This is a genomic window from Enterococcus italicus DSM 15952 (assembly GCF_000185365.1).
In the GTDB taxonomy this organism is placed as follows: domain Bacteria; phylum Bacillota; class Bacilli; order Lactobacillales; family Enterococcaceae; genus Enterococcus_G; species Enterococcus_G italicus.
Map to the genome: position 1 here is coordinate 27,645 of NZ_GL622241.1, position 19,628 is coordinate 47,272.

Annotated in this window: 20 protein-coding genes, 1 other RNA gene and 2 pseudogenes; 6 read left to right on the forward strand and 17 right to left on the reverse strand. The window is 39.1% G+C overall.

Going from position 1 to position 19,628, the window contains the following annotated elements; genetic code table 11:
• Window positions 1-44 precede the first annotated feature (44 nt).
• The 3 genes and pseudogenes from ybaK to HMPREF9088_RS00140 form a co-directional block, all read right to left on the reverse strand.
• Window positions 45-535: pseudogene (gene ybaK, locus HMPREF9088_RS00130) on the reverse strand (Cys-tRNA(Pro) deacylase).
• A gap of 15 nt (window positions 536-550) precedes the next feature.
• The gene (gene aroD / locus HMPREF9088_RS00135) at window positions 551-1,300 is read right to left on the reverse strand and encodes a type I 3-dehydroquinate dehydratase (RefSeq protein WP_007207048.1); all 750 of its coding nucleotides are present in this window, start codon (window positions 1,298-1,300) and stop codon (window positions 551-553) included.
• 14 nt (window positions 1,301-1,314) lie between these two features.
• Window positions 1,315-2,481 carry a class I SAM-dependent rRNA methyltransferase gene (locus HMPREF9088_RS00140; protein ID WP_007207049.1) on the reverse strand — a complete coding sequence of 389 codons (1,167 nt, stop codon included), beginning with the start codon at window positions 2,479-2,481 and terminating at the stop codon, window positions 1,315-1,317.
• Between the two features lie 227 nt (window positions 2,482-2,708).
• Between HMPREF9088_RS00140 and HMPREF9088_RS00145 the strand changes: the two genes are divergently transcribed.
• Window positions 2,709-4,847, forward strand: coding sequence for an LTA synthase family protein (locus tag HMPREF9088_RS00145; RefSeq protein WP_007207050.1), 2,139 nt, complete (start codon window positions 2,709-2,711; stop codon window positions 4,845-4,847).
• Window positions 4,848-5,047: 200 nt separating this feature from the next.
• Window positions 5,048-5,758 (forward strand): hypothetical protein, encoded by a 711-nt coding sequence (locus HMPREF9088_RS00150; RefSeq protein WP_007207051.1) that lies wholly within the window; start codon window positions 5,048-5,050, stop codon window positions 5,756-5,758.
• Between the two features lie 97 nt (window positions 5,759-5,855).
• Here HMPREF9088_RS00150 and HMPREF9088_RS00155 read toward each other — a convergent pair whose 3' ends face one another.
• Genes HMPREF9088_RS00155 through HMPREF9088_RS00165 form a run of 3 tightly spaced genes read right to left on the reverse strand, consistent with a single transcriptional unit; the run spans window position 5,856 to window position 8,279 of the window.
• The gene (locus HMPREF9088_RS00155; protein WP_007207052.1) at window positions 5,856-7,310 is read right to left on the reverse strand and encodes a sensor histidine kinase; all 1,455 of its coding nucleotides are present in this window, start codon (window positions 7,308-7,310) and stop codon (window positions 5,856-5,858) included.
• Window positions 7,310-8,029, reverse strand: coding sequence for a response regulator transcription factor (locus tag HMPREF9088_RS00160; protein ID WP_040365953.1), 720 nt, complete (start codon window positions 8,027-8,029; stop codon window positions 7,310-7,312). The genes HMPREF9088_RS00155 and HMPREF9088_RS00160 overlap by 1 nt, the downstream gene beginning before the upstream one ends.
• The gene (locus tag HMPREF9088_RS00165) at window positions 8,010-8,279 is read right to left on the reverse strand and encodes an SdpI family protein (protein ID WP_245785531.1); all 270 of its coding nucleotides are present in this window, start codon (window positions 8,277-8,279) and stop codon (window positions 8,010-8,012) included. Before HMPREF9088_RS00165 ends, HMPREF9088_RS00160 begins: the two co-directional genes overlap by 20 nt.
• A 219-nt stretch (window positions 8,280-8,498) precedes the next feature.
• Between HMPREF9088_RS00165 and HMPREF9088_RS00170 the strand changes: the two genes are divergently transcribed.
• The 3 genes from HMPREF9088_RS00170 to HMPREF9088_RS00175 all read left to right on the forward strand — a co-directional run bounded on the left by HMPREF9088_RS00170 (window position 8,499) and on the right by HMPREF9088_RS00175 (window position 10,039).
• Complete coding sequence (locus tag HMPREF9088_RS00170) at window positions 8,499-9,269, forward strand: Cof-type HAD-IIB family hydrolase (RefSeq protein ID WP_007207055.1); 771 nt, start codon at window positions 8,499-8,501, stop codon at window positions 9,267-9,269.
• Window positions 9,270-9,327: 58 nt separating this feature from the next.
• Window positions 9,328-9,694, forward strand: a transfer-messenger RNA (tmRNA) gene (ssrA, locus tag HMPREF9088_RS11515).
• A 150-nt stretch (window positions 9,695-9,844) separates the two neighbouring features.
• Window positions 9,845-10,039 (forward strand): hypothetical protein, encoded by a 195-nt coding sequence (locus HMPREF9088_RS00175; RefSeq protein ID WP_040365955.1) that lies wholly within the window; start codon window positions 9,845-9,847, stop codon window positions 10,037-10,039.
• 57 nt (window positions 10,040-10,096) lie between these two features.
• On the opposite strand, the gene HMPREF9088_RS00180 is transcribed toward HMPREF9088_RS00175, so the two are convergent.
• From HMPREF9088_RS00180 to HMPREF9088_RS00190, 3 genes and pseudogenes are all read right to left on the reverse strand, one after another.
• Window positions 10,097-10,858: a formate/nitrite transporter family protein gene (locus HMPREF9088_RS00180; RefSeq protein WP_007207057.1), complete on the reverse strand. Its 762-nt coding sequence runs from the start codon at window positions 10,856-10,858 to the stop codon at window positions 10,097-10,099.
• Window positions 10,859-11,026: 168 nt separating this feature from the next.
• Window positions 11,027-11,893, reverse strand: coding sequence for a methylenetetrahydrofolate reductase [NAD(P)H] (gene metF / locus HMPREF9088_RS00185; protein ID WP_007207058.1), 867 nt, complete (start codon window positions 11,891-11,893; stop codon window positions 11,027-11,029).
• Between the two features lie 7 nt (window positions 11,894-11,900).
• Window positions 11,901-13,930 (reverse strand): annotated as a pseudogene (locus HMPREF9088_RS00190) (5-methyltetrahydropteroyltriglutamate--homocysteine S-methyltransferase).
• A gap of 132 nt (window positions 13,931-14,062) precedes the next feature.
• Between HMPREF9088_RS00190 and HMPREF9088_RS00195 the strand changes: the two are divergent.
• Window positions 14,063-14,995 carry a LysR family transcriptional regulator gene (locus HMPREF9088_RS00195; RefSeq protein ID WP_007207061.1) on the forward strand — a complete coding sequence of 311 codons (933 nt, stop codon included), beginning with the start codon at window positions 14,063-14,065 and terminating at the stop codon, window positions 14,993-14,995.
• A gap of 354 nt (window positions 14,996-15,349) precedes the next feature.
• Here the strand turns inward: HMPREF9088_RS00195 and HMPREF9088_RS00200 are convergent, their stop codons facing one another.
• From HMPREF9088_RS00200 to rpsP, 8 genes are all read right to left on the reverse strand, one after another.
• On the reverse strand, window positions 15,350-15,859 hold the full coding sequence (locus HMPREF9088_RS00200; RefSeq protein WP_007207063.1) for a GAF domain-containing protein: 510 nt from the start codon (window positions 15,857-15,859) through the stop codon (window positions 15,350-15,352).
• Between the two features lie 72 nt (window positions 15,860-15,931).
• Window positions 15,932-16,279, reverse strand: coding sequence for a 50S ribosomal protein L19 (gene rplS / locus HMPREF9088_RS00205; protein ID WP_040365957.1), 348 nt, complete (start codon window positions 16,277-16,279; stop codon window positions 15,932-15,934).
• A 134-nt stretch (window positions 16,280-16,413) separates the two neighbouring features.
• Window positions 16,414-17,163: a tRNA (guanosine(37)-N1)-methyltransferase TrmD gene (gene trmD / locus HMPREF9088_RS00210; RefSeq protein WP_007207065.1), complete on the reverse strand. Its 750-nt coding sequence runs from the start codon at window positions 17,161-17,163 to the stop codon at window positions 16,414-16,416.
• Window positions 17,150-17,674, reverse strand: a complete 525-nt coding sequence (gene rimM / locus HMPREF9088_RS00215) for a ribosome maturation factor RimM (protein WP_007207066.1) — start codon at window positions 17,672-17,674, stop codon at window positions 17,150-17,152. The genes trmD and rimM overlap by 14 nt, the downstream gene beginning before the upstream one ends.
• Window positions 17,675-17,744: 70 nt before the next feature.
• Window positions 17,745-18,557: a hypothetical protein gene (locus tag HMPREF9088_RS00220; protein ID WP_007207067.1), complete on the reverse strand. Its 813-nt coding sequence runs from the start codon at window positions 18,555-18,557 to the stop codon at window positions 17,745-17,747.
• 13 nt (window positions 18,558-18,570) lie between these two features.
• Window positions 18,571-18,834, reverse strand: a complete 264-nt coding sequence (locus tag HMPREF9088_RS00225) for a hypothetical protein (RefSeq protein ID WP_040365959.1) — start codon at window positions 18,832-18,834, stop codon at window positions 18,571-18,573.
• 161 nt (window positions 18,835-18,995) lie between these two features.
• Window positions 18,996-19,241: a KH domain-containing protein gene (locus HMPREF9088_RS00230; RefSeq protein ID WP_007207069.1), complete on the reverse strand. Its 246-nt coding sequence runs from the start codon at window positions 19,239-19,241 to the stop codon at window positions 18,996-18,998.
• Window positions 19,242-19,252: 11 nt separating this feature from the next.
• Window positions 19,253-19,528 carry a 30S ribosomal protein S16 gene (gene rpsP / locus HMPREF9088_RS00235; protein ID WP_040365961.1) on the reverse strand — a complete coding sequence of 92 codons (276 nt, stop codon included), beginning with the start codon at window positions 19,526-19,528 and terminating at the stop codon, window positions 19,253-19,255.
• Between the last annotated feature and the right edge of the window lie 100 nt (window positions 19,529-19,628).

The window sequence follows — 19,628 nt, forward strand, 5'->3', positions numbered from 1 at the left end:
TGCTTTTTTGCATTTAGCTGAACTGTTTCATTTAAGTACTATTATTACTCAGTTGCGACGATGGCAACAAATTTTCCGTTTACGACTTTCGCTAAGTCAGTCGGTTTTAGTTCCATTTGCATTCCTCTACGACCAGCCGATACGATCATGAGAGAAAGTTCCGTCGCACGTTGGTCGATAAACGTTGGAAATAATTTTTTCATTCCGACAGGCGAACACCCACCACGAATGTAGCCTGTCGTTTCTTCTAGATCTTTCAAGTGAAGCATTTCAACTTTTTTGTTGCCACTTTCTTTTGCTAATTTCTTCAAGTCGACTTCTTCATCGCCTGGAATCACTGCGACGATGGGACCTGTTTTATTGCCGACTGCGACCAATGTTTTAAAAATCTGGCTCGCTTTGCCAGCCATTTGAGCCGCTACATCGTTGGCACTGATATGATTTTCCGACCATTCATACGTATATTCCGTATAAGGTATTTTTTTTGCTCAATTAGTCGGATGGCATTTGTTTTGGGAACTTTCTTTTTTGCCAATCTACTCACCTTCCTCTAATCAATCTGCATCGCTTTTATAAATTCATCCATGGTATCAATTGGAATTTGGCCTGGAGCAGAGGCTTGGTCCAGTGATGCAAAGCTCAAGACTGAGCCGATTAACTCACCAGCTACGCGCGTAACTTTTCCTAAATCGCCCATGGACATCACTGCTAATGGTAGCTGATTGATTCCTTTTGCTCGCTGAATAACATTCATCATCCGCAGCACATCTTGCAAGTTGGCTGGCATCGTCGCGATTTTTCCGATATCTGCTCCGAATTGATTCATCATGCCAATCTGAAACATTAGCTGGCCATCAGCCGGTGTTTGATCAAAATGATGTGCACTAATAATGATTGCCACTTTTTCAGCCTTAATAGTTTGAACAAAGCCACGACCTAAAAACTCCACTCGATGCAACTCCAAGTCTAATAAATCAATGCGATCAGACTTGGCAACGAGGAGACAGAGCTGTTCATATTCTTTTAGGGAAAGCTCGCGTTGGCCGCCTTCCTCTTTGGTACGGAATGTGAATAATAAGATTTTTTCTCCTAATTCCATGCGAATCAATGTGAGTGTCTCAATCAGTTTTTCATCAATCAGGACATCTTCAAAATAATCTGCTCGCCATTCCACGACTTGCGCGGGACAATGTGCTGCCTGTTCAGCTTGTTTGACCAACTCTTCTTGAGTACTTGCCGTTAATGGTACAGCCAACTTGACCCGACCTTCTCCAAAAGTAATTCCTTTCACTGTAACCATACGTCTCCTCCATTCTAATCCATTCGTTGATAGAAAAGTACCTTCAAGTAGCTCCCTTCAGGAAACTTCGATATTGTTTTAAAATCACTTGGTAAAGCAAAACTTGTTTGTTTTCTTACCTTCACGCCTTTTTTGGCGATGGCTTGCTCGATTTGCTTTTCGAATTTCTCTAAAGAGACGTTCGCTGCATTGGTCGAAGCGACTAACCATCCATTTGGCGCCAGGATATCCAGACTTTGCTCAATTAGTTCGCCATAATTTTTTGCTACGGTAAAGACTTTCTTTTTGTTTCTCGCAAAACTAGGCGGATCTAACACAATACAATCATACGACAAATTTTTGCGCTTAGCGTATTTAAAGTACTCAAAGGTATCCATCACATAAATATGCTGCTCTTCACTTGAAAGATGATTGACTTGAAATTGCTCCTTCGTCAGCTCTAAGCTCCGATTGGCCAAGTCAACACTAGTCGTCTCACCTGCGCCACCGACTGCCGCAGCAACAGAAAATGCACCTGTATAACTAAACATATTTAAGATGGATTTGCCTTTTAGGAATCCCGAAGCTAGCTTGCCGCGAACTTCTCGCTGATCTAGAAAAATTCCCGTCATCAATCCTTCGTTCAGATATGTCGCATAGGTAATGCCATTTTCTTTTATTAGTAAGGGTTCGGGCGCTCTTTCCCCATAAATAGGCATTGATTCAGGTAAGTCCGAAGCAAAACGGATTTTTTCATAAGCCCCTTTGACTTCTGGGTATGCTGTTTGGAATGCTCGAACCAACTCATCTTTATGCGTATAAAGCGTTTCATTATACCAAGAAAAAACGACATACCCTGCATACCAATCAATCGTTAAACCTCCAAAAGAATCTCCCTCGCCATTTAAAATCCGAAATGCCGTTGTATCCGATCGATTAAAATAAGATTGCCGACTGGCTTTCGCCTTTAAAAAGATAGCTTCAAAAAAAGACTCATCTAGCTCGACCTTTTTTTGCGTCAGTACCCAGCCGACGCCTTTGTTTTGCTTACCTAGGTAGCCTCTAGCAATCTCTTCTTTCCGCTGCGTTTGAAAAATAACCCAATCAGTGGGAAAGTCACTATCTACAAGATCCTCTTTTTGGACGAGCGGAAAGCCTTGTCGTAATTTTTTTTCTGCTTTTTTTGTTATTGTTACTCTCATTCAGTCACCCACTTCTTCAATTATAATTAGTATATCAAAAATTGACGCGCTTTGCTCTGGTAGTTAAGTTAAAGAAAAAGTTAATTTAGAAAAATGAACTACTATATATTGTTGATTTATTTGACACTTGTTTCACATGTGGGTAGAATAATGGGGATAGTAAAGGAGTTTCGTTTGAATCTTCTTTTTTGACTAGTGACTAACACGGAGAAAGTGGGGAACATTTCTTGTTTAAACAAAAAATAAGCTCGTTTATTAATACGAGACTGGGCTTTTTTACCTTATTAGCAGTATTATTGTGGCTAAAAAATATTTTGGCCTTCGCAGTGGATTTAAAAGTCGGCTTAGATAATGCCTTGCAATATTTCATCGTCGCGATCAACCCAATCGCCTCAACACTATTATTGCTGTCAGTGGCCTTATACATTCGTCGCAAGACACCCTCCTATGTGATGATGCTTTTTATCTACACTGTGATGACCATTTTGCTCTATGCAAATGTGAACTATTACCGTGAATTTACAGACTTTATAACGATTAATACCATGCTGGGTGCTGGTAAGGTCTCAAGTGGACTTGGTGAGAGTGCCTTGCGCTTGTTCCGCTGGTACGATTTGTTCTATTTTATAGATATCATAGTATTGATTGCAGCACTAGCCTTCAAAAAAATCAAAATGCAAGTAGCCCCCGTTCGTGCTCGGATGGCTTTCGCGATGACTGCTTTTTCCATCATGATCTTCAGCGGAAACTTATTTCTTGCTGAGTCTGATCGTCCTCAGCTACTCTCTCGAGCTTTTTCTAATGACTACTTAGTCAAGTATCTTGGTGTGAATACGTTCACTGCCTATGATGCTGTCCAAACATACAAGACCAATCAAGTTCGAGCCAAAGCGAGTGCGACCGACTTAGATGCAGTAAAATCTTACGTCCGTGAACACTATGCAGCACCAGATGACAGCCTATTTGGAATTGCCAAAGGTCGTAATGTCATCTACATTCACTTGGAAAGCACACAACAATTTGTCATCAATTACAAATTAAAAGATGCCAATGGTGTTGAACATGAAGTGACCCCTTTCTTAAATAGTCTATACAATAGCAATAGTACTTATAGCTTCGATAACTTCTTCCACCAAGTCAAGGCTGGTAAAACAAGTGATGCGGAAACGTTGATGGAAAACTCTTTATTTGGATTGGATCAAGGCTCTCTATTCACACAGCTTGGCGCGAAAAACACCTTCCAGTCTGCGCCAAATATCTTAGAGCAAACGCAAGGTTACACGAGTGCTGTCTTCCACGGTAACGTCGGTAACTTCTGGAATCGTAACGAAACATATAAGAGTTTTGGGTATGATTATTTCTTTGATTCATCTTATTATGATGTTACAGATGAAAACTCATTCCAATATGGCTTGATGGATAAACAATTTCTTAGCCAGTCAGTCCAATATTTAGAAAAATTACAACAACCGTTTTACTCAAAATTCATTTTGGTATCTAATCATTTCCCTTATTCTGAATTATCTGGGGATGAATCTGGTTTCCCATTAGCAACAACCAATGATGAAACCATTAATAATTACTTTGCTACAGAAAATTATATGGATAATGCGATTAAAGAGTTTTTCGATTACTTAAAGGCAAGTGGTCTGTACGACAACTCAATCATCGTACTTTATGGAGACCACTACGGTATTTCTAATTCTAGAAACGAAGAATTAGCGAGTCTTTTAGGAAAGACAGCCGATACTTGGACAGATTATGACAATGCCCAAATGCAACGCGTCCCTTACATGATCCATATTCCTGGTACAACAAGCGGTGGTGTAAACCATACGTATGGTGGAGAAGTCGATGCATTACCTACTTTGCTACATCTTCTCGGTGTCGATACAAGCAAATATATCCAGCTCGGACAGGACTTATTATCCAAAGATCGAGATCAAGTCGTCGCCTTCCGTGATGGTAGCTTTGTCACTCCGAACTATACGTACTACGGTGGTACATTATATGAAAATGCGACCGGCACAGCCGTGACTGAACAGTCTGATGAATTAAAGGCGCAAGTCAAAGCATGGAAGAAGCAAGTAGAGGAACAGCTAAGCACCTCTGATACGATTAACAATGGCGATTTGCTTCGTTTCTACACCGATAGTGGTTTGACTACCATTGATCCATCAAAATATAGTTACTTAAATCAAGTCGATCGATTAAATGAAACACAAACTAGCCTAGGCGACAAATCAACCAGTCTATACTCAAAAAATGGCAACAAATCAACGGTTGATCTATTTAAAACACAAACCTATAAGCAATTGAATCCAGAAACCACGTCAACTACGGAAACAACTACGAGTGGTCAATAAAGGATTTTATAGAAAATAAATACAGCATTAACTACAAGTTAAAAACCATAAAATCCAAAAGTTTGAAACATAACTTTCGGGTTTTATGGTTTTTTTAGCTGAAAAATTCTGTCTCGTCCTCTTATTTCCTAGACTTTTCCAGATAAGTTCATATATAATTCAAATTCCTTTTTTATACTTGAAGTGAAGAAGGTGTCAGAATGAAAGATAAATTCCGTTCCCTTACTAATAAACGGGAACTACTCTACTTAGCTTATTTATTCATATTCGTTTCTTTTTTAATGCTTCTTCTTATCTATGAAGCGTCCAATCATGAACAAATCAAGCAAATTACCCAATACATACAACAAGCAGCTTATCAATCTTCTAAATCGACTATTACAGAAACACTAAATACTCTCACTACGCTATTGCGTCCTTTTGTCCAAATACCAATTGTACTTTGCGGCGGACTCTTTTTTTTCACGCTTTTTCTTTATATCCGCCAATCGCAAACAAGCAGTCAACTCACTTACCTTAGTAAGGTTAAAACTATGCTCGTGCCACTTTTTGGCATTTTTCTATTTTTAGGATTTGTTTTCTTACTTTTCCAATCACAAATTGAAAAGCAAGTCGAGCAATCTCAATTTTCTTTTATTCAAAACCATTTGACTTCTGACTCTTTTTCAACAAAAGAGTCGAATTTATCAACCAAATTAACCGTTAAAATTCCAACCACCATCCAAGCACTCGCTCAAACCAATCGATTGACTTCTTTGAAATGGACGAAGATTATCCTATTTATGTTCATGAAAGTATTACTCGTGACGATCTGCTTCATTGCTTTATTCGTAGCTTATTTTCATAAGAAGTCGCGATTGAAAAAGCACTATCTACCAAGTGAACACTCACACCCCTTTAAACATCATTAAAAAGGTGTGACTAGTCTTGCTAAAACAAGAGCTATAAAATCCAGAAGTATAATCTTTTGGATTTTATAGCTCTTGTTTTAGTAAACCCTGTTTCATTTTAGCTTTCAGTTGTTTCAGTATCTGGAAAAGAAATTTTAAATGTGGTACCTTCACCCAGCTTACTTTGGACATCAATCGTGCCGTTATGAAGTCGCACCAATTGTTGAACAATCGGTAAGCCTAGTCCAGATTCACCAAATTTTTTATTTTTCCGAGATGGGTCAACTTTGTAATAGCGATCCCAAATATTGGTCAATTGCTCTGGCGTCATACCGATACCTGTATCAGAGATTGCTATGACTGTCTGTAAATTACGTTTTTCGATTTGGATTGTAATCTCACCATTCTCTGTAAATTGAATCGCATTTTGAATGATATTAACCATGACTTGTTTAAAGCGATCGTAATCTGCAAAGACGCTGACCGGCTCCGTCGTAAGTAGTGTTAAGGTGTCGCCTGCACTGGCCGCCTTCACTTGAAGTTGCGTCACGATTTCTGCCAATGTCTGTGTGCCATCAAACTTTTTAATAACCATCGAAATCTGATTGGTTCGGATTTTTTCGTAATCCAAGTTTTCAGCGACTAGTCTTATGAGTCGTTCCGTTTCATTTTTCATTAACTTGACGGCGTTCTCTTCTTGATTTTTAGGAATCGCATGATATTGCAAACCTTCTAATAAGCCATTGATTGTCGTCAATGGTGTCCGCATCTCATGCGATGCATCGGCCATAAATTGCTTTCTGCGCTCTTCTTGGCGCTCGATTTCGTCCTGCGACTCTTTCAACGAACGCGTCATTTTATTGAAATCTTCAGCCAAATCATCAAACTCATCCCGACTATGCACGGGTACATTGATATCAAAATTTCCATTAGCCACTTCTTTGGTCGCTTTTTGGAGGCGATTGATCCGCTTCACTTGAAAACGAGCATAAAAGTAACTAATGACCAATGCCACGATAACCGATAAAATGACCCCTTTTAATAGATTTGCTGTCAATTGTTTCACCGAATTTTGAATATTTTTTGCCGGCTGACTGACAATTAAGACACCAAAAAAGGTGCCGTCGTAATCAAAGGGAATCATGGCATAGGAAGTCGTCTCTTTCTGACCATAAATGTTTGCATCAGACGTTAATTGCTGAGATTCTCCTGCTGCCAACGCAGACCAAGTTGAAGTCGCAATCGTGATACTTGTTTTCTCTGAGCTGTGCAACGGATAAATAATTTGCTTATTTGTCGTAATAAACACAAAATTAACACTTTGTTGGTTTAACATCAGTTCAGATGTCGCTAATGCATTTTGAATGACTGTCTCCTTAGAAAAATTTACCTGGTATTGATCATTGATTGTTTCGGCAACTTTTTGCACAGCATCGCCATAACCAAATAATTGATGGTAATTATTCTCCTCGACCGTTTTCTCGGTCATCCGTGTGAAAACAATGCCCATCGTCAGTAACGTCACAAAAATAACCACGGTAAAAGCAGCCAGCTGTTGATACAAATATTTCATCAGGCAACACCCGAATCATCAAATTTGTATCCCACTCCCCAAACTGTCTGAATCACTTGAGGACCGACTTTCTCAATTTTTTGACGTAACTTTTTAATGTGCGCATCGACCGTTCGTTCATCGCCAAAATACTGGTAATCCCACACTAACTCCAGGAGCTGTTCTCTGGAGAATACTTGCCTTGGCTTTTTCGCAAGAGTATAGAGCAAATCGAATTCTTTTGGTGTCAGTCCTTCGATTAATTTGCCATTTAGATAGGCTTCTCTCGTTTTTGTGTTGACCTTTAAAAATTGTGTTTCGATATCAAATTCTTGGTCGCTCGCTTCTTGGACTTTTCCTTCTTTCTCCACAAGTTCCATTCTTCTATGTAGTGCCTTAATTCGCGCAATCAAAGTTAAGGGACTAAACGGCTTAGTTACATAATCATCTGCGCCCATCTCTAAGCCAATGACCTGATCACTTTCAGAGTCTCTCGCAGTTAGCATGATTATTGGTACCGTCTTCGATACTTTCCGAATCTCTCTTGCAACAATCATGCCGTCCATCGATGGCAAATTCAAATCCAACGTGATTAAATCCCAGAAATGAGGATTCGCCAAAAAAGTATCTAGTCCTTCCTTTCCATCATATTTGAAAGTCGCTTCCCAACCTTCATTTAGGAAAAACATTTGCATCATTTCAGATACAGATTCATTGTCTTCAATCATCAATATGTTCATTTTCATCACCTCGTAAGGATCGATTGTATCGATCCAATTTTTGTTCTATTCGTGCAATCATCGGCGCGATAACCCAAGGAATACCTAACAGCTCGATTAGAAAGAAGTTCGTATGCCCGGACAGCTTTAGCCAGAAACCAATTACTGTCAGTATGCCACCAACTAATAAAAAATAATTTCGAGCTACTCGTTGTGCATAAACCCAGCTTTCAGCAGAAACTTGTGCACGTTCGGTTCGGTAACCATACACCAAATTCTCGCCCTTTGGTGGAAAAAGAAAAAAAGCCAAACCTATTATGAAAAAAAAGATCCCTACGTACAAAACTATCATCATGTCGCTCCTTTATTACTACTGCCTAGTATACTAAATAATTAGAAAACTACCAACAGCTTCATCAATTCTTCGCGAAAGCTTTGCCTTTTATTCATTATTTGCTATCATCAAATTATACATGAAAGGAGCGTCTCAATGTCTTATCAAGCACTCGCATTTTTTGATTTAGATGGTACATTATTAGATAGTCATTCTCAAATTACACCGGAAGTTGCTCAAGCAATCGCGACTCTTAGGCAAAACAATATCTTACCCATTATTGCTACCGGCCGTGCTGAGCCTCAGATACAGTATATCAAACAAGCGGCAGGTATCACCTCTGATGCTGTCATGAATGGCGCCTTTATTCGCTTGGCTGGAGAAGTCGTCTTCCAAGAACATATCGAGCAAGCTATTTGTCAACGGATGGTCGAAGCCGTCCACTTGCAGCAACAGGAAGTCGTTTTTTATAATGACAAAGATATTTGGGCATCTGGCGCCAATCGTTACCTTGTTGAAGCCTTTGATCATATTCATGCAAACGTCCCCCCTGTACTGCCAAAAAAATACCAAGAATCCTTGGTCAACATGCTACTCATACTGGGAACAAACGCAGATGCATATTACAATGAAACGTTTCCCGAGCTAACTTTTTATCGCAACAACCCCTTCTCAATAGATGTTGTCCGTAAAGGAACATCAAAAGGTACCGCTGTGACACGAATCAAAGAACTTTTAAACTTGCCGACTATCCCGACGTATGGCTTTGGCGATGGTCCAAATGACCTTGCCTTACTCGCAGCTTGCGATGAAAAAATCGCTATGGGGAATGCCACTAGTGAACTGAAAGAACAAGCAACCTTTGTTACCAAAACTAATAACAACGGCGGAATTGTCCACGCATTGAAACATTTTGATTTGATTTAGTGTATTGCCTATCAAAACTATGGTATAATGAATGAGTTGTTAATAAGCTCCTTTATTTGGGGGCGTTACGGATTCGACAGGCATAGTTGAGCCTGAATTGCGCTTCGTAGGTTACGTCTACGCTAAAACGTTACAGTTAAATATAACTGCTAAAAACAATAACAACTCTTACGCTTTAGCTGCCTAAAAACAGTTAGCGTAGATCCTCTCGGCATCGCCCATGTGCTCGAATCAGGGTCCTAACTTAAGTGGGATACGCACTTATTTTCCGTCTGTAAATGAGTGAAGAGATCATCAGACTAGCAATACAGACTGCCTGTCGTTCGGCAAGCTGTAACGCGAATCTTCAAATGAGTCGACTATGAGCGTAGATTTTTAGGTAGCAATATGTTTGGACGCGGGTTCGACTCCCGCCGCCTCCATAATAAAAAGCGTGATAAACATTGAGAAATTAATGTTTATCACGCTTTTTTTGTTGGGTTTCCCCTATATTTTTTCATCCTTTTTTCATCGAAATGACACCAAATCCTAAAATATGTTATGATAGGTTGTATACAGATGAAAGGATGGGTTCTATGGAATTGAATATCGGAGATTTCATCACTACAAAAGACGTTTCGGGTGAAGAAATATCGGGACAGATTACAAAGATTAATGTGAATACAGTTATTTTGCATACCAAATCTGAAAGCTATGTCGTTCGTCTAAAAACATTAAAAGAACAAGGCTACTTTACAAATGAGGTTACATCGAAAACAAACTTTTACTAAAAATGAGCCAAGCAACCGTCGCTCTTGTTAGACTGTTGTCTGGCTCTTTCTATATTTTTAATGCCCTTTGTAACTAGCAAAGTAAAACCCGGAGACAAAGATGGCTCCGCCAATAACATTTCCTAGATAAACAAAGACAAAGTTTCGTAAAAAGTCACCCCAACTCGCGGCTCCTTCAAAAATTGCAGCAGGAATCAAGAAAGCATTGGCAACACTATGCTGGAAACCGATAGCAACAAAGATCATCACTGGAAACCAGATTCCCAATATCTTTCCAGCACCGTCTTTAGCCCCATAACTTAACCACAAAGCCAAGCCAACAAACCAATTACACCCAACCCCTGATACAATCGCTTGCACCCAAGTCGCAGCAATTTTGTGTTCGGCTAATTGACTCACTTGCTCAGCATAGACACCACTGGCAGTCAATCCTACGAGATGTCCGAAAAAATATGCCACAAACAATGCTCCGACGACATTAGCCAATGTAATCGTCAGCCAATTTAGTAATAGTGCCCCAACTGATACTTTACGATCGTAAAAGGCTGCACTAACCGCCATCATATTACCCGTAATCAATTCACCACCTGCTAATAATATCACAATCAGTCCGATGGGAAAGACAGATGCCCCGACAAATGCTTGCACACTTGCCAAGTTACTCGGGATTGACGCTGATACACGAATATATGCTAGATAGCCTAGCGAAATCATCGCCCCTCCAATAAATCCCAAAACAAGCTTTGCCAATAATGGCTTTTCAATCTTTTTGGTTCCGTTTTCAATAGTAATGGTCAAAATTTCTCCTGGTGAATACACAATTCATCGCTCCTTTTTTTTCAATACTCTTTTACTTTATCGTAAAAAAAGAAAAGCGCAAGACCTTTTGTGTTATTTATCACTTAAAAAACTGTCCTTTTCAGGACAGTTCGATTCTCTTTTCATCTCGTTCTCAGCTGAGGTGTCACACTTCAGTAATTCTTCGTACTATTTCTCTTGCCCAAAACAGGATGCCGTCGCAAAAAGCGCACCAGTTTGTTGATAAATATGCTCTGCAACATTTGCATTATTCATTGTATATAGATGAACGCCACCCACTCCTTGTGTAAGCAAGTCAACAATTTGGTCGACTGCATAGGCCAAACCTGCTTCTCCTAATGCTTTAGGATTGTGTTCGTATTTTTCCAAAATGGCAAGAAACTTTCTCGGCAGATTCGTCTTCGTTGTTTGTACCAATCGTATTGCTTGTTTGCGATTAACAATCGGCATGATTCCTGCAAGAATGGGGACATCGATACCTGCGAGTTGACACCTTTCAATAAATTCATAAAATAAGTCATTATCAAAAAATAGTTGACTAATCAAGCTATCACAACCCACATCACACTTCAGTTTTAAAGCTTGAATATCTGAAATTCGATTAGGAGAGTCAGGGTGAACTTCTGGGTAGCATGCACCAGAAATAGAAAATTCTGGTGCAATCGTTTTAATGTAGATTATTAAATCACTTGCGTATAAAAAATCATGGACCGGTTTCAAATTAGGGAGTGTATCCCCACGTAAAGCTAGTACGTGATAAATGCCTAGCCTTGTCAAATTTTCAATCGTACGCTTCACCTGTGCTTTTGAAAGATAGGCTGCAGGCAAATGTGCGATTGTTTCAATTCCCAGTTCATTCTTGATATAATTTGCAACTTTAATCGTTATCTGGTCGATTGTTTGATTATTGTTGCTACAAGTCACGCTTATGAATGCCGGGTTTAATTTTGCCAGTTCCTGGATAGTTGCAACTAATTTCGTGAAGTCATCTTGTGTATTTGAAGGAAATACTTCAAATGATATTAATCGATCCATCGCACTCTTACTCCTCTCGTATCGCAGCTACTACCTTTGTCATATTAGCCAGACTCGCCTTCGTCTCCACTATTCCTCTAGTTTTTAATCCGCAATCCGGATTAATCCAAATTTTTTCACGAGGAACTTTTTGGATAATTTCATGAATGGTCGTCGTTAACTCTTCAACTGAAGGGATACGAGGAGAATGGATATCATAAACACCCGGACCGATTGCTGTTTTAAAGTGTCGACGAACCAGTTCATCCAAAATAGCAAGATTGGAACGTAATGCTTCATATGAGTATGAATTTGGGTCTCTGGTTTTACTTTGCTGTGTACCAAACGAAATGCTGGAATCGCCCAATCTAAGTATTCGAAGCACCAATCAGACTGACGAAGAGGTAATTTTTCTCCCAAAGCTGCTTCATCAATTTGAATCATACGAATGCCATTTTTTTCTAAGCCAAGAACTTCTTCTTGAATCGCTAGCGCCAGTTGCAGTGTGGATTCTTTCGTAGACACATCCTCTCTTGGGAAAGACCAGTTCAAGATTGTTACTGGCCCAGCCAGCATTCCTTTGACAACTTTTTGGTTTTGACTTTGAGCAAATGCTGACCATTGACAGTGATGGGGCCTTACGAGTGATATCTGACCAGATAAGCGGTGGCTTGACTCCTCTCGTCCCATAGGATTGAACCCAGCCATGTGTTGCTGATCTATTTCATCTTTTTCCATTTTGATCGATTTTGTTTTACTTCTTTTGTTTGAGGAAATGAGCCAATCATCGTAGTCGGCAAATCTGGAAGTTGATACACATTCTTTTGAATGAGGCGACGTTGTTCAAAATCAGGGGATTGCTCGAAATCTTTGGTTGTCAATTGTTCTAACTTCTCTTTTAATTCACTATTTTCTTCAAAGCGCTTGGCACCAAACAATGCTTTATTTTGTTGCAATAAGTGCATTTCTTTGTGTTCAACTAGGCTCGCTAAGACCTTTAGTTCTTCCAATTTTTCTTTTGCAAATAAAAAATAGTTTACTATTTCAGGCGCGAAGCTTTCATTATCCGTGGTGTATGGAACATGTAATAATGAACAAGAGGTTGAAAGGACTAATTTTTTGTTCTGAAAATCCTTTACTTGCAGTAGTGTTTGCTCGAACTGATTCCGCCAAATGTTTTTTCCATTTACCACACCTGCATATAAAATTTTGTCTTCCGGAAACCCACTAGTTAGCAACGCTTTTGTTTGCTTTCCTTCGACAAAGTCTAGTCCAATTGCATCGACTGGCAAAGTAATCAATGAGTGATAAACATCTCGTACATCGCCAAAATAGGTTTGTATCAAAACGTTTAGCGGTTTGTCTACTAATAAATTTTGATATAAAGTTTCAAATACATTCACTTGTTCTGTCGATAGATCTCTAACTAGTCCCGGCTCATCTAATTGAATCCATTTCGCACCTAGGTTGTCAAATTTTGAGAAGACCTCCTGATATGCGACTGTTAATTGGATAATGAGCTTCTCTTGGTTCACATCATCATCAATTTCTGCTAATTGTAAAAATGTAAATGGACCAAGGATGACGGGGCGTGTCTCTATTCCTAATGATTTTGCTTCTTGGTATTCATCAAATATTTTTGTTCCCACTACACGAACGTCGGTACTTGCTTCGATTTTTGGTGTCAGATAATGGTAATTGGTATTAAACCATTTTTTCATAGGTCTAGCTTTCACATCACCTTTTCCCCATTGATAGCCACGAGCCAACGCGAAATACTCTTCCAGTGGAGTAAGCGCTAATGATCGTACTGCAGCTGGAACGATATTAAACAAACAAGAGGTGTCGAGTGTTGTGTCATAAAACGAAAAGTCGTTGCTTGTAATTTCATCTATTCCACTATCTTTTAGGAGTTGCCAATGTTTTTTACGGAGTTCATTTCCTTTTTGTAAAAGATCTTTTGTCGTACTATCACCTCTAAAAAATGCCTCAGTTGCAAATTTTTAATTCTCGAAATTCTCCAATTCTTGGAAAGCTAACGATTGTTGTTTTTACCATGTAATTCCCTCCTCCGTTCTAATAGCGTTACTTTAACACGAGTAAAAATAAAGCGATAACTGAAAAAACAAGAGTAGGTTATAGCTATTACCTATAACCTGCTCTATAATAAAGAAAAAATGGAGGGATACTATGCGCTTACAGCAATTAATTTATTTAGAAAAAGTCGTTGAAAAAGGATCCATTAATGAAGCGGCCAAAGAGCTTTTCCTCACGCAACCTAGCCTATCAAATGCTATCAAAGAATTAGAACAAGAACTCAATATTCAACTTTTGCTCCGCAGTAAAATGGGCGTATCTCCAACGAATGAAGGACGCGAATTTTTGGTATATAGCCGTCAAATTCTTGATCAAGTGAACTTATTAGAAGAAAAATACAAGCATCAAGGCTTACGCAAACAAAGCTTTTCTGTATCAGCCCAACACTACGCGTTTGTCGTGCATGCCTTCGTTGAATTGATTCGTACCGTTCCCAATGATGAATACCGCTTCACCTTACGTGAGACAGAAACAGAAAATATTTTTGATGATTTGGTTCAGTTTAAGAGTGAGTTAGGTATTCTTTACTTAAATTCATTTAATCGCAAGGTTATGACGAAGCTTTTTAAAGAAAAAGATTTGACCTTTACGCCTTTATTTGATGCTCATCCACATGTCTTTGTCAGCCGAAGCAATCCTTTGACAAAAAAAGCCAGTCTGACACTCGCTGATTTAGAGGACTATCCCTATTTGTGCTATGAGCAAGGAGAAACGAACTCTTTTTATTTTGCAGAAGAAATTTTAAGCACATGGGATCGCAAAAAAGAGATTAAAGTCAGCGATCGTGCAACGATTTTTAATTTAATGGTGGGACTGGATGGGTATACGATTAGTTCAGGTATTATTAGTAGTGAACTAAATGATGATAAAATTGTGGCGATTCCACTCGAATATGAGGATACGATTACAATTGGATGGCTAAAACAAAAACAACGGACGCTCAGTCCTTTAGCCTTGACCTATTTGGAAATGTTACAAGCGCATATTAAACAATATGGCTTTTCGATTTATCCTCAAGAAGAGTAAAATGTTTGTTATCTTCGTTTTAAATTTTTTGAAAACGTAACAAAAATCATCTTCATGTAATACAATTCCATGCTATGCTTTCTATAGGAGGCGGATACTAATGGAAGATATCTTCTTTGCACCATTTGATTGGTTGTACGGCGTCCTGTCGGGTAAGAGATAATACCCATTACTTGACGCTGATCAAAAAAAGGCTGAAACAACATTGTTCAGCTAGAAATAAAAAGCCAGCATAGCCAAAAAGTTAGTCTAACACTTTGGGGCTGCGTTGGCTTTTTGTTGTAGTTAATTGGTCTTGTGTTTAATTCAGATTTCGTCGCACAAATTTTGTCACACATGCAAAATTTTTTTGACTTATTGCTCGGAGCTAAATGCTTTTGACACAGTCTCTTTTTGGTAGCTGGCTGTCAATAAGGCCACAAACTTTTCTAGATATTCTTGATCGATCGCGTCGTAACTTGAAAATTTACGACTATCTAAATCGAGCACACCTATCAATTTGTCAGCGACCAACATAGGCACGACAATCTCAGACATTGCTGCAGAATCACACGAAATATAGTTTTTATGTGTCGTTACATCGTCTACAATCAGTGTGCGTTTCGTTTCAGCTGCTTCTCCACAGACGCCTTTTCCCAGCTTAATTCTTGTACACGATACTTTCCCTTGAAATGGTCCTAATACCAATTCACCATCTGTATACACATAGTACCCAGCAAAAACCGTATCTGAAAATGCATCATTTAGTAATGCAGATGAGTTCGCTAGATTGGCAATCCAATTGGTTTCAATTTCCAATAAACCTGCTAATTGCGCTAAAATTAATTCGTATTGCTCTTGTTTTGTTGTAGCCATCTGACTCATTCCCTTCTATCTTTCCTAGTATAAGAAAAAAAGACCTTGCTAACAAGGTCTTTTACTTCATCTGATAAATGATTAACGACGAATTTCTTTGATACGAGCTGCTTTTCCGTGTAAGGCACGTAAGTAGTACAATTTGGCACGACGAACTTTACCGTAACGAACAACTTCGATTTGAGCAACACGTGGTGTGTGTAATGGGAAAGTACGTTCAACGCCAACACCGTTTGATACTTTACGAACAGTGTAAGTTTCGCTGATGCCAGCTCCACGACGTTTGATAACAACACCTTCGAATAACTGAATACGTTCACGAGTTCCTTCGACAACTTTTGCGTGTACACGTACTGTATCACCAGGACGGAATGCAGGAATGTCTGTACGCAATTGTTCTTGTGTTAATGCTTGAATTAATGGATTCATTTTTATCATTCTCCTTATTTCCAAATACTCTTAGGATGCTCTAGCTACCCCAGCGGAATATTGTAATAGATGAGCGTTTCACTCACCAAAATATAATAGCATACTTGACTATGCTCTGTAAAGAAAAAATCTTGTCAGTCAGTCTTTTTTTCTTCCTCTTTGATTTCTTTTAGTAGCTTTTCCATCTCTGGCGTCAATGGTAATTTTTCTAGCATATCTGGTCTTCTTAAATACGTTCGACGCAATGATTCTTTTAGCTGCCACTCAGCAATCAATTTATGGTTGCCGTTAGTTAGTACTTCTGGAACTTTCATTTCAGCAAATTCAGCTGGTCTCGTATATTGTGGATGCTCTAACAGACCTGTCGAATGTGAATCTGTCTGGGCGGAAGTCTGATTGCCTAATACATCCGGTAGCAAGCGGACAGTGGCATCGATCATCACCATCGCTCCTAGTTCTCCACCAGTCAAGACATAATCACCTAGTGACACTTCATCAGTCACGAGCGAGCGAATACGCTCATCGTACCCTTCATAATGACCACAGATGAAGATTAGTTGTTCTTCATTGGCGAATTCTTCCGCCATTTTTTGATTAAATGGCTTGCCAGCTGGATCAAGTAAGATAATGCGTTTTTTTTCGATAGGTTGTTCTGCTTCGATGGCAGCTAAGTTTGCGTGGATTGGTTGCACTTTTAATAACATGCCTGCTCCACCACCATACGGATAGTCATCGACTGTCTGATGCTTGTTATCAGAGTAGTCACGGAAATTGGATACACGAATATCAAGTAAGCCTTTTTCACGCGCTTTGCCAATGATAGACTCACCCAGTGGTCCATCGAACATTCTCGGAAAAAGGGTTAAGACATCAATTCTCATCATCAAGCAACCCTTCTGGTATCTCGACAATAATCTTTTGAGCAGTTACGTCGACTTCTTTTATGACTGAGTCAATATATGGCAACAACGCGTCTTTCTTACCTTTGCGTTGAACCACCCAAACATCATTGGCACCAGGCGATAAAATTTCTTTCACTTTGCCAATAACTTTGCCTTCTTCTGTGACAACTTCTGCCCCAATAATTTCATAATAATAAAACTCATTTTCAGCCAATTCAACACGATCTTCCTTGGCGACCTTTAAAATACCGTCACGGAAAGACTCTACTTGGTTAATCGAAGGATACCCTTCAAAACTCAATAGATCAAAATTTTTATGACGGCGGTACGTATCAATCGTTAATGTCAGTGGTGCTTGATTTTCTCGAAACAGTACCAACGTTTTTCCTGGTTGGTACCGTTCTAAAGCAAAATCAGTCTGAGAAATGACCCGCACTTCTCCTCTGATGCCATGGGTGTTTACTATTTTTCCTACATTTAAATATTCTGTCACGTTCGTTCCTCGTTTCTTCAAAAATTCTCATTCATTGTATCATGCGAAGAAGAAATTAGCTATGTCGTCCTTATTTTGCCATAGATACAGCCATTTTTAATGCTGCAATGGCATCGTTATTGGAAACTGTATAGACTATCGTATTGTCCTGCCATGTAATTTGATTTGCTTGATAGCCTGTTGCATTTAAATGAATCGCAATTTGTCCAGCAGTATTGGGCGCCGGTAAGTAATTTTTCTCTAAAAATGCGACTACTTCTTTGGCTGTAGGCACAGGGTCTTGTCCTTCACTATTGCTTGCTTGTACGTATAGACTCCACTTTCCTTCACTCCATGACAAGTAAGTCGATCCAGCTGCCCCTTGTTGGTAGCCCGTAATACCATATCCCAAATCTACACCCATTGCACCATCTTGTCCGTTTAGCTGATTGACTGCGGCTTTGGCCTGTTCAGCCGAGGCATACTGTACTTTTTCGAAATGTGCGATTGGTTGTTGAGCATTCAATTCTTTTGAATTCAACACAAGTGGCTGTGCCATATCATAATAAAGGACTGAAAAGCGGCTACCTTCATCAGCTACCGCAATATTCATCGTTTGAGTATGATTAACAGCGGCCGTTGGTGTTTGCTCGTTCGGAAAAGCAGCTTGTAAGGCTTGTGCTGGATTTATTTGGGCAGTATGCTCACTGCTTGTGGTTTGTTGTGTTGTACTTTCCAGTGTCGTACTTGATTGTGTTGTACTTGATGTTGTTCCTGCTAACTGAGTTGTCTCGGTGGTACTTTGTCCAGATTGAACTGTTGTCGTCGTAGTTGCTGAGTTTGTACAACCCGACATCAAACCAAGTGAAACGAGTACTACCCCATATAGCAAACTTTTTTTCATGAAAATCGCTCCCTTATTGAATCAAGTTCGTTACTGTTTGACCAAATTGGTTTAACTTTTCAAAAAATGTTTGTAAAAATTGTTGCACATTTGCGCGTACTTCTGGATTTGGAATCCATTCACTGTACTGTGTTAAAGAAGAATTGATTGTCTCCCTAAAGTACCAAATCACAACGAGTACTATCACAAAGCTAGCAATACGCCAAATCCATCTACTCACTTTAAAAATCATCCAAATCAAGGCAATTAAAATCAATAAAAATAACAATTGATCCATCGTCATCCTCCTTTCCTATCATCTATAAGTCTACGCTAAAACACAAATAACACCAAATAATAAGAAAAACATCTCGGATCTTCTTTATTTGTTCCTAACTAGATACTTGCAGAAATATTCTCACTCAACAAAAAAAAACCTGACTTTCATCAGGTTTCTTCCTATTTATTATCTAAAATATTAAGACGAACTTTTTTGGGTTGATTCAAGCGCACGCTATAAACAATTGTTCGAATAGCTTTGGCAACACGTCCTTGCTTGCCAATAATACGACCGATGTCTTCTGGTGCGACTGAAAGATTAAATTCAAAGAAATCATCGGACTCTTCTACATTTAATACAACTTGATCAGGAAAGCTAACCAACGGACGAACGATGGTTAATACTAACTTTTTCAACTCATCCATAAGTGGTCACCTTATTTCTTAGAGAACTTAGCTTCATGATGTTTTTTCATAACGCCTTCTTTAGAAAGCAAGTTACGAACTGTATCAGAAGGTTGTGCACCTTTAGCTAACCAGTCAAGAACAACTTCTTCTTTCAAAGTTACTTCAGCTGGATCTTTTAAAGGATTGTAAGTTCCTACTGTTTCGATGAAGCGTCCATCACGTGGAGAACGTGAATCAGCAACTACGATACGGTAAAAAGGACTTTTCTTAGAACCCATACGTTTCAAACGAATTTTAACTGCCATGTTTATATACACCTCCATTAGTTTTAATCACAAGAAGTAGTGTACCAGTTTTTTTTCTCCCTGTAAAGAGTTTTTTCTTTACAGTTAAACTTTTTTCACT

What these genes read in the sequence shown, in the direction of transcription:
- aroD (WP_007207048.1), bottom strand. Translation starts at nt 1,300, where the DNA reads ATGGTTACAGTGAAAGGAATTACTTTTGGAGAAGGTCGGGTCAAGTTG.
- HMPREF9088_RS00140 (WP_007207049.1), bottom strand. Translation starts at nt 2,481, where the DNA reads ATGAGAGTAACAATAACAAAAAAAGCAGAAAAAAAATTACGACAAGGC.
- HMPREF9088_RS00150 (WP_007207051.1), top strand. Translation starts at nt 5,048, where the DNA reads ATGAAAGATAAATTCCGTTCCCTTACTAATAAACGGGAACTACTCTAC.
- HMPREF9088_RS00155 (WP_007207052.1), bottom strand. Translation starts at nt 7,310, where the DNA reads ATGAAATATTTGTATCAACAGCTGGCTGCTTTTACCGTGGTTATTTTT.
- HMPREF9088_RS00160 (WP_040365953.1), bottom strand. Translation starts at nt 8,029, where the DNA reads ATGAACATATTGATGATTGAAGACAATGAATCTGTATCTGAAATGATG.
- HMPREF9088_RS00170 (WP_007207055.1), top strand. Translation starts at nt 8,499, where the DNA reads ATGTCTTATCAAGCACTCGCATTTTTTGATTTAGATGGTACATTATTA.
- HMPREF9088_RS00175 (WP_040365955.1), top strand. Translation starts at nt 9,845, where the DNA reads ATGGAATTGAATATCGGAGATTTCATCACTACAAAAGACGTTTCGGGT.
- metF (WP_007207058.1), bottom strand. Translation starts at nt 11,893, where the DNA reads ATGGATCGATTAATATCATTTGAAGTATTTCCTTCAAATACACAAGAT.
- HMPREF9088_RS00195 (WP_007207061.1), top strand. Translation starts at nt 14,063, where the DNA reads ATGCGCTTACAGCAATTAATTTATTTAGAAAAAGTCGTTGAAAAAGGA.
- HMPREF9088_RS00200 (WP_007207063.1), bottom strand. Translation starts at nt 15,859, where the DNA reads ATGAGTCAGATGGCTACAACAAAACAAGAGCAATACGAATTAATTTTA.
- rplS (WP_040365957.1), bottom strand. Translation starts at nt 16,279, where the DNA reads ATGAATCCATTAATTCAAGCATTAACACAAGAACAATTGCGTACAGAC.
- trmD (WP_007207065.1), bottom strand. Translation starts at nt 17,163, where the DNA reads ATGATGAGAATTGATGTCTTAACCCTTTTTCCGAGAATGTTCGATGGA.
- HMPREF9088_RS00220 (WP_007207067.1), bottom strand. Translation starts at nt 18,557, where the DNA reads ATGAAAAAAAGTTTGCTATATGGGGTAGTACTCGTTTCACTTGGTTTG.
- HMPREF9088_RS00225 (WP_040365959.1), bottom strand. Translation starts at nt 18,834, where the DNA reads ATGGATCAATTGTTATTTTTATTGATTTTAATTGCCTTGATTTGGATG.
- HMPREF9088_RS00230 (WP_007207069.1), bottom strand. Translation starts at nt 19,241, where the DNA reads ATGGATGAGTTGAAAAAGTTAGTATTAACCATCGTTCGTCCGTTGGTT.
- rpsP (WP_040365961.1), bottom strand. Translation starts at nt 19,528, where the DNA reads ATGGCAGTTAAAATTCGTTTGAAACGTATGGGTTCTAAGAAAAGTCCT.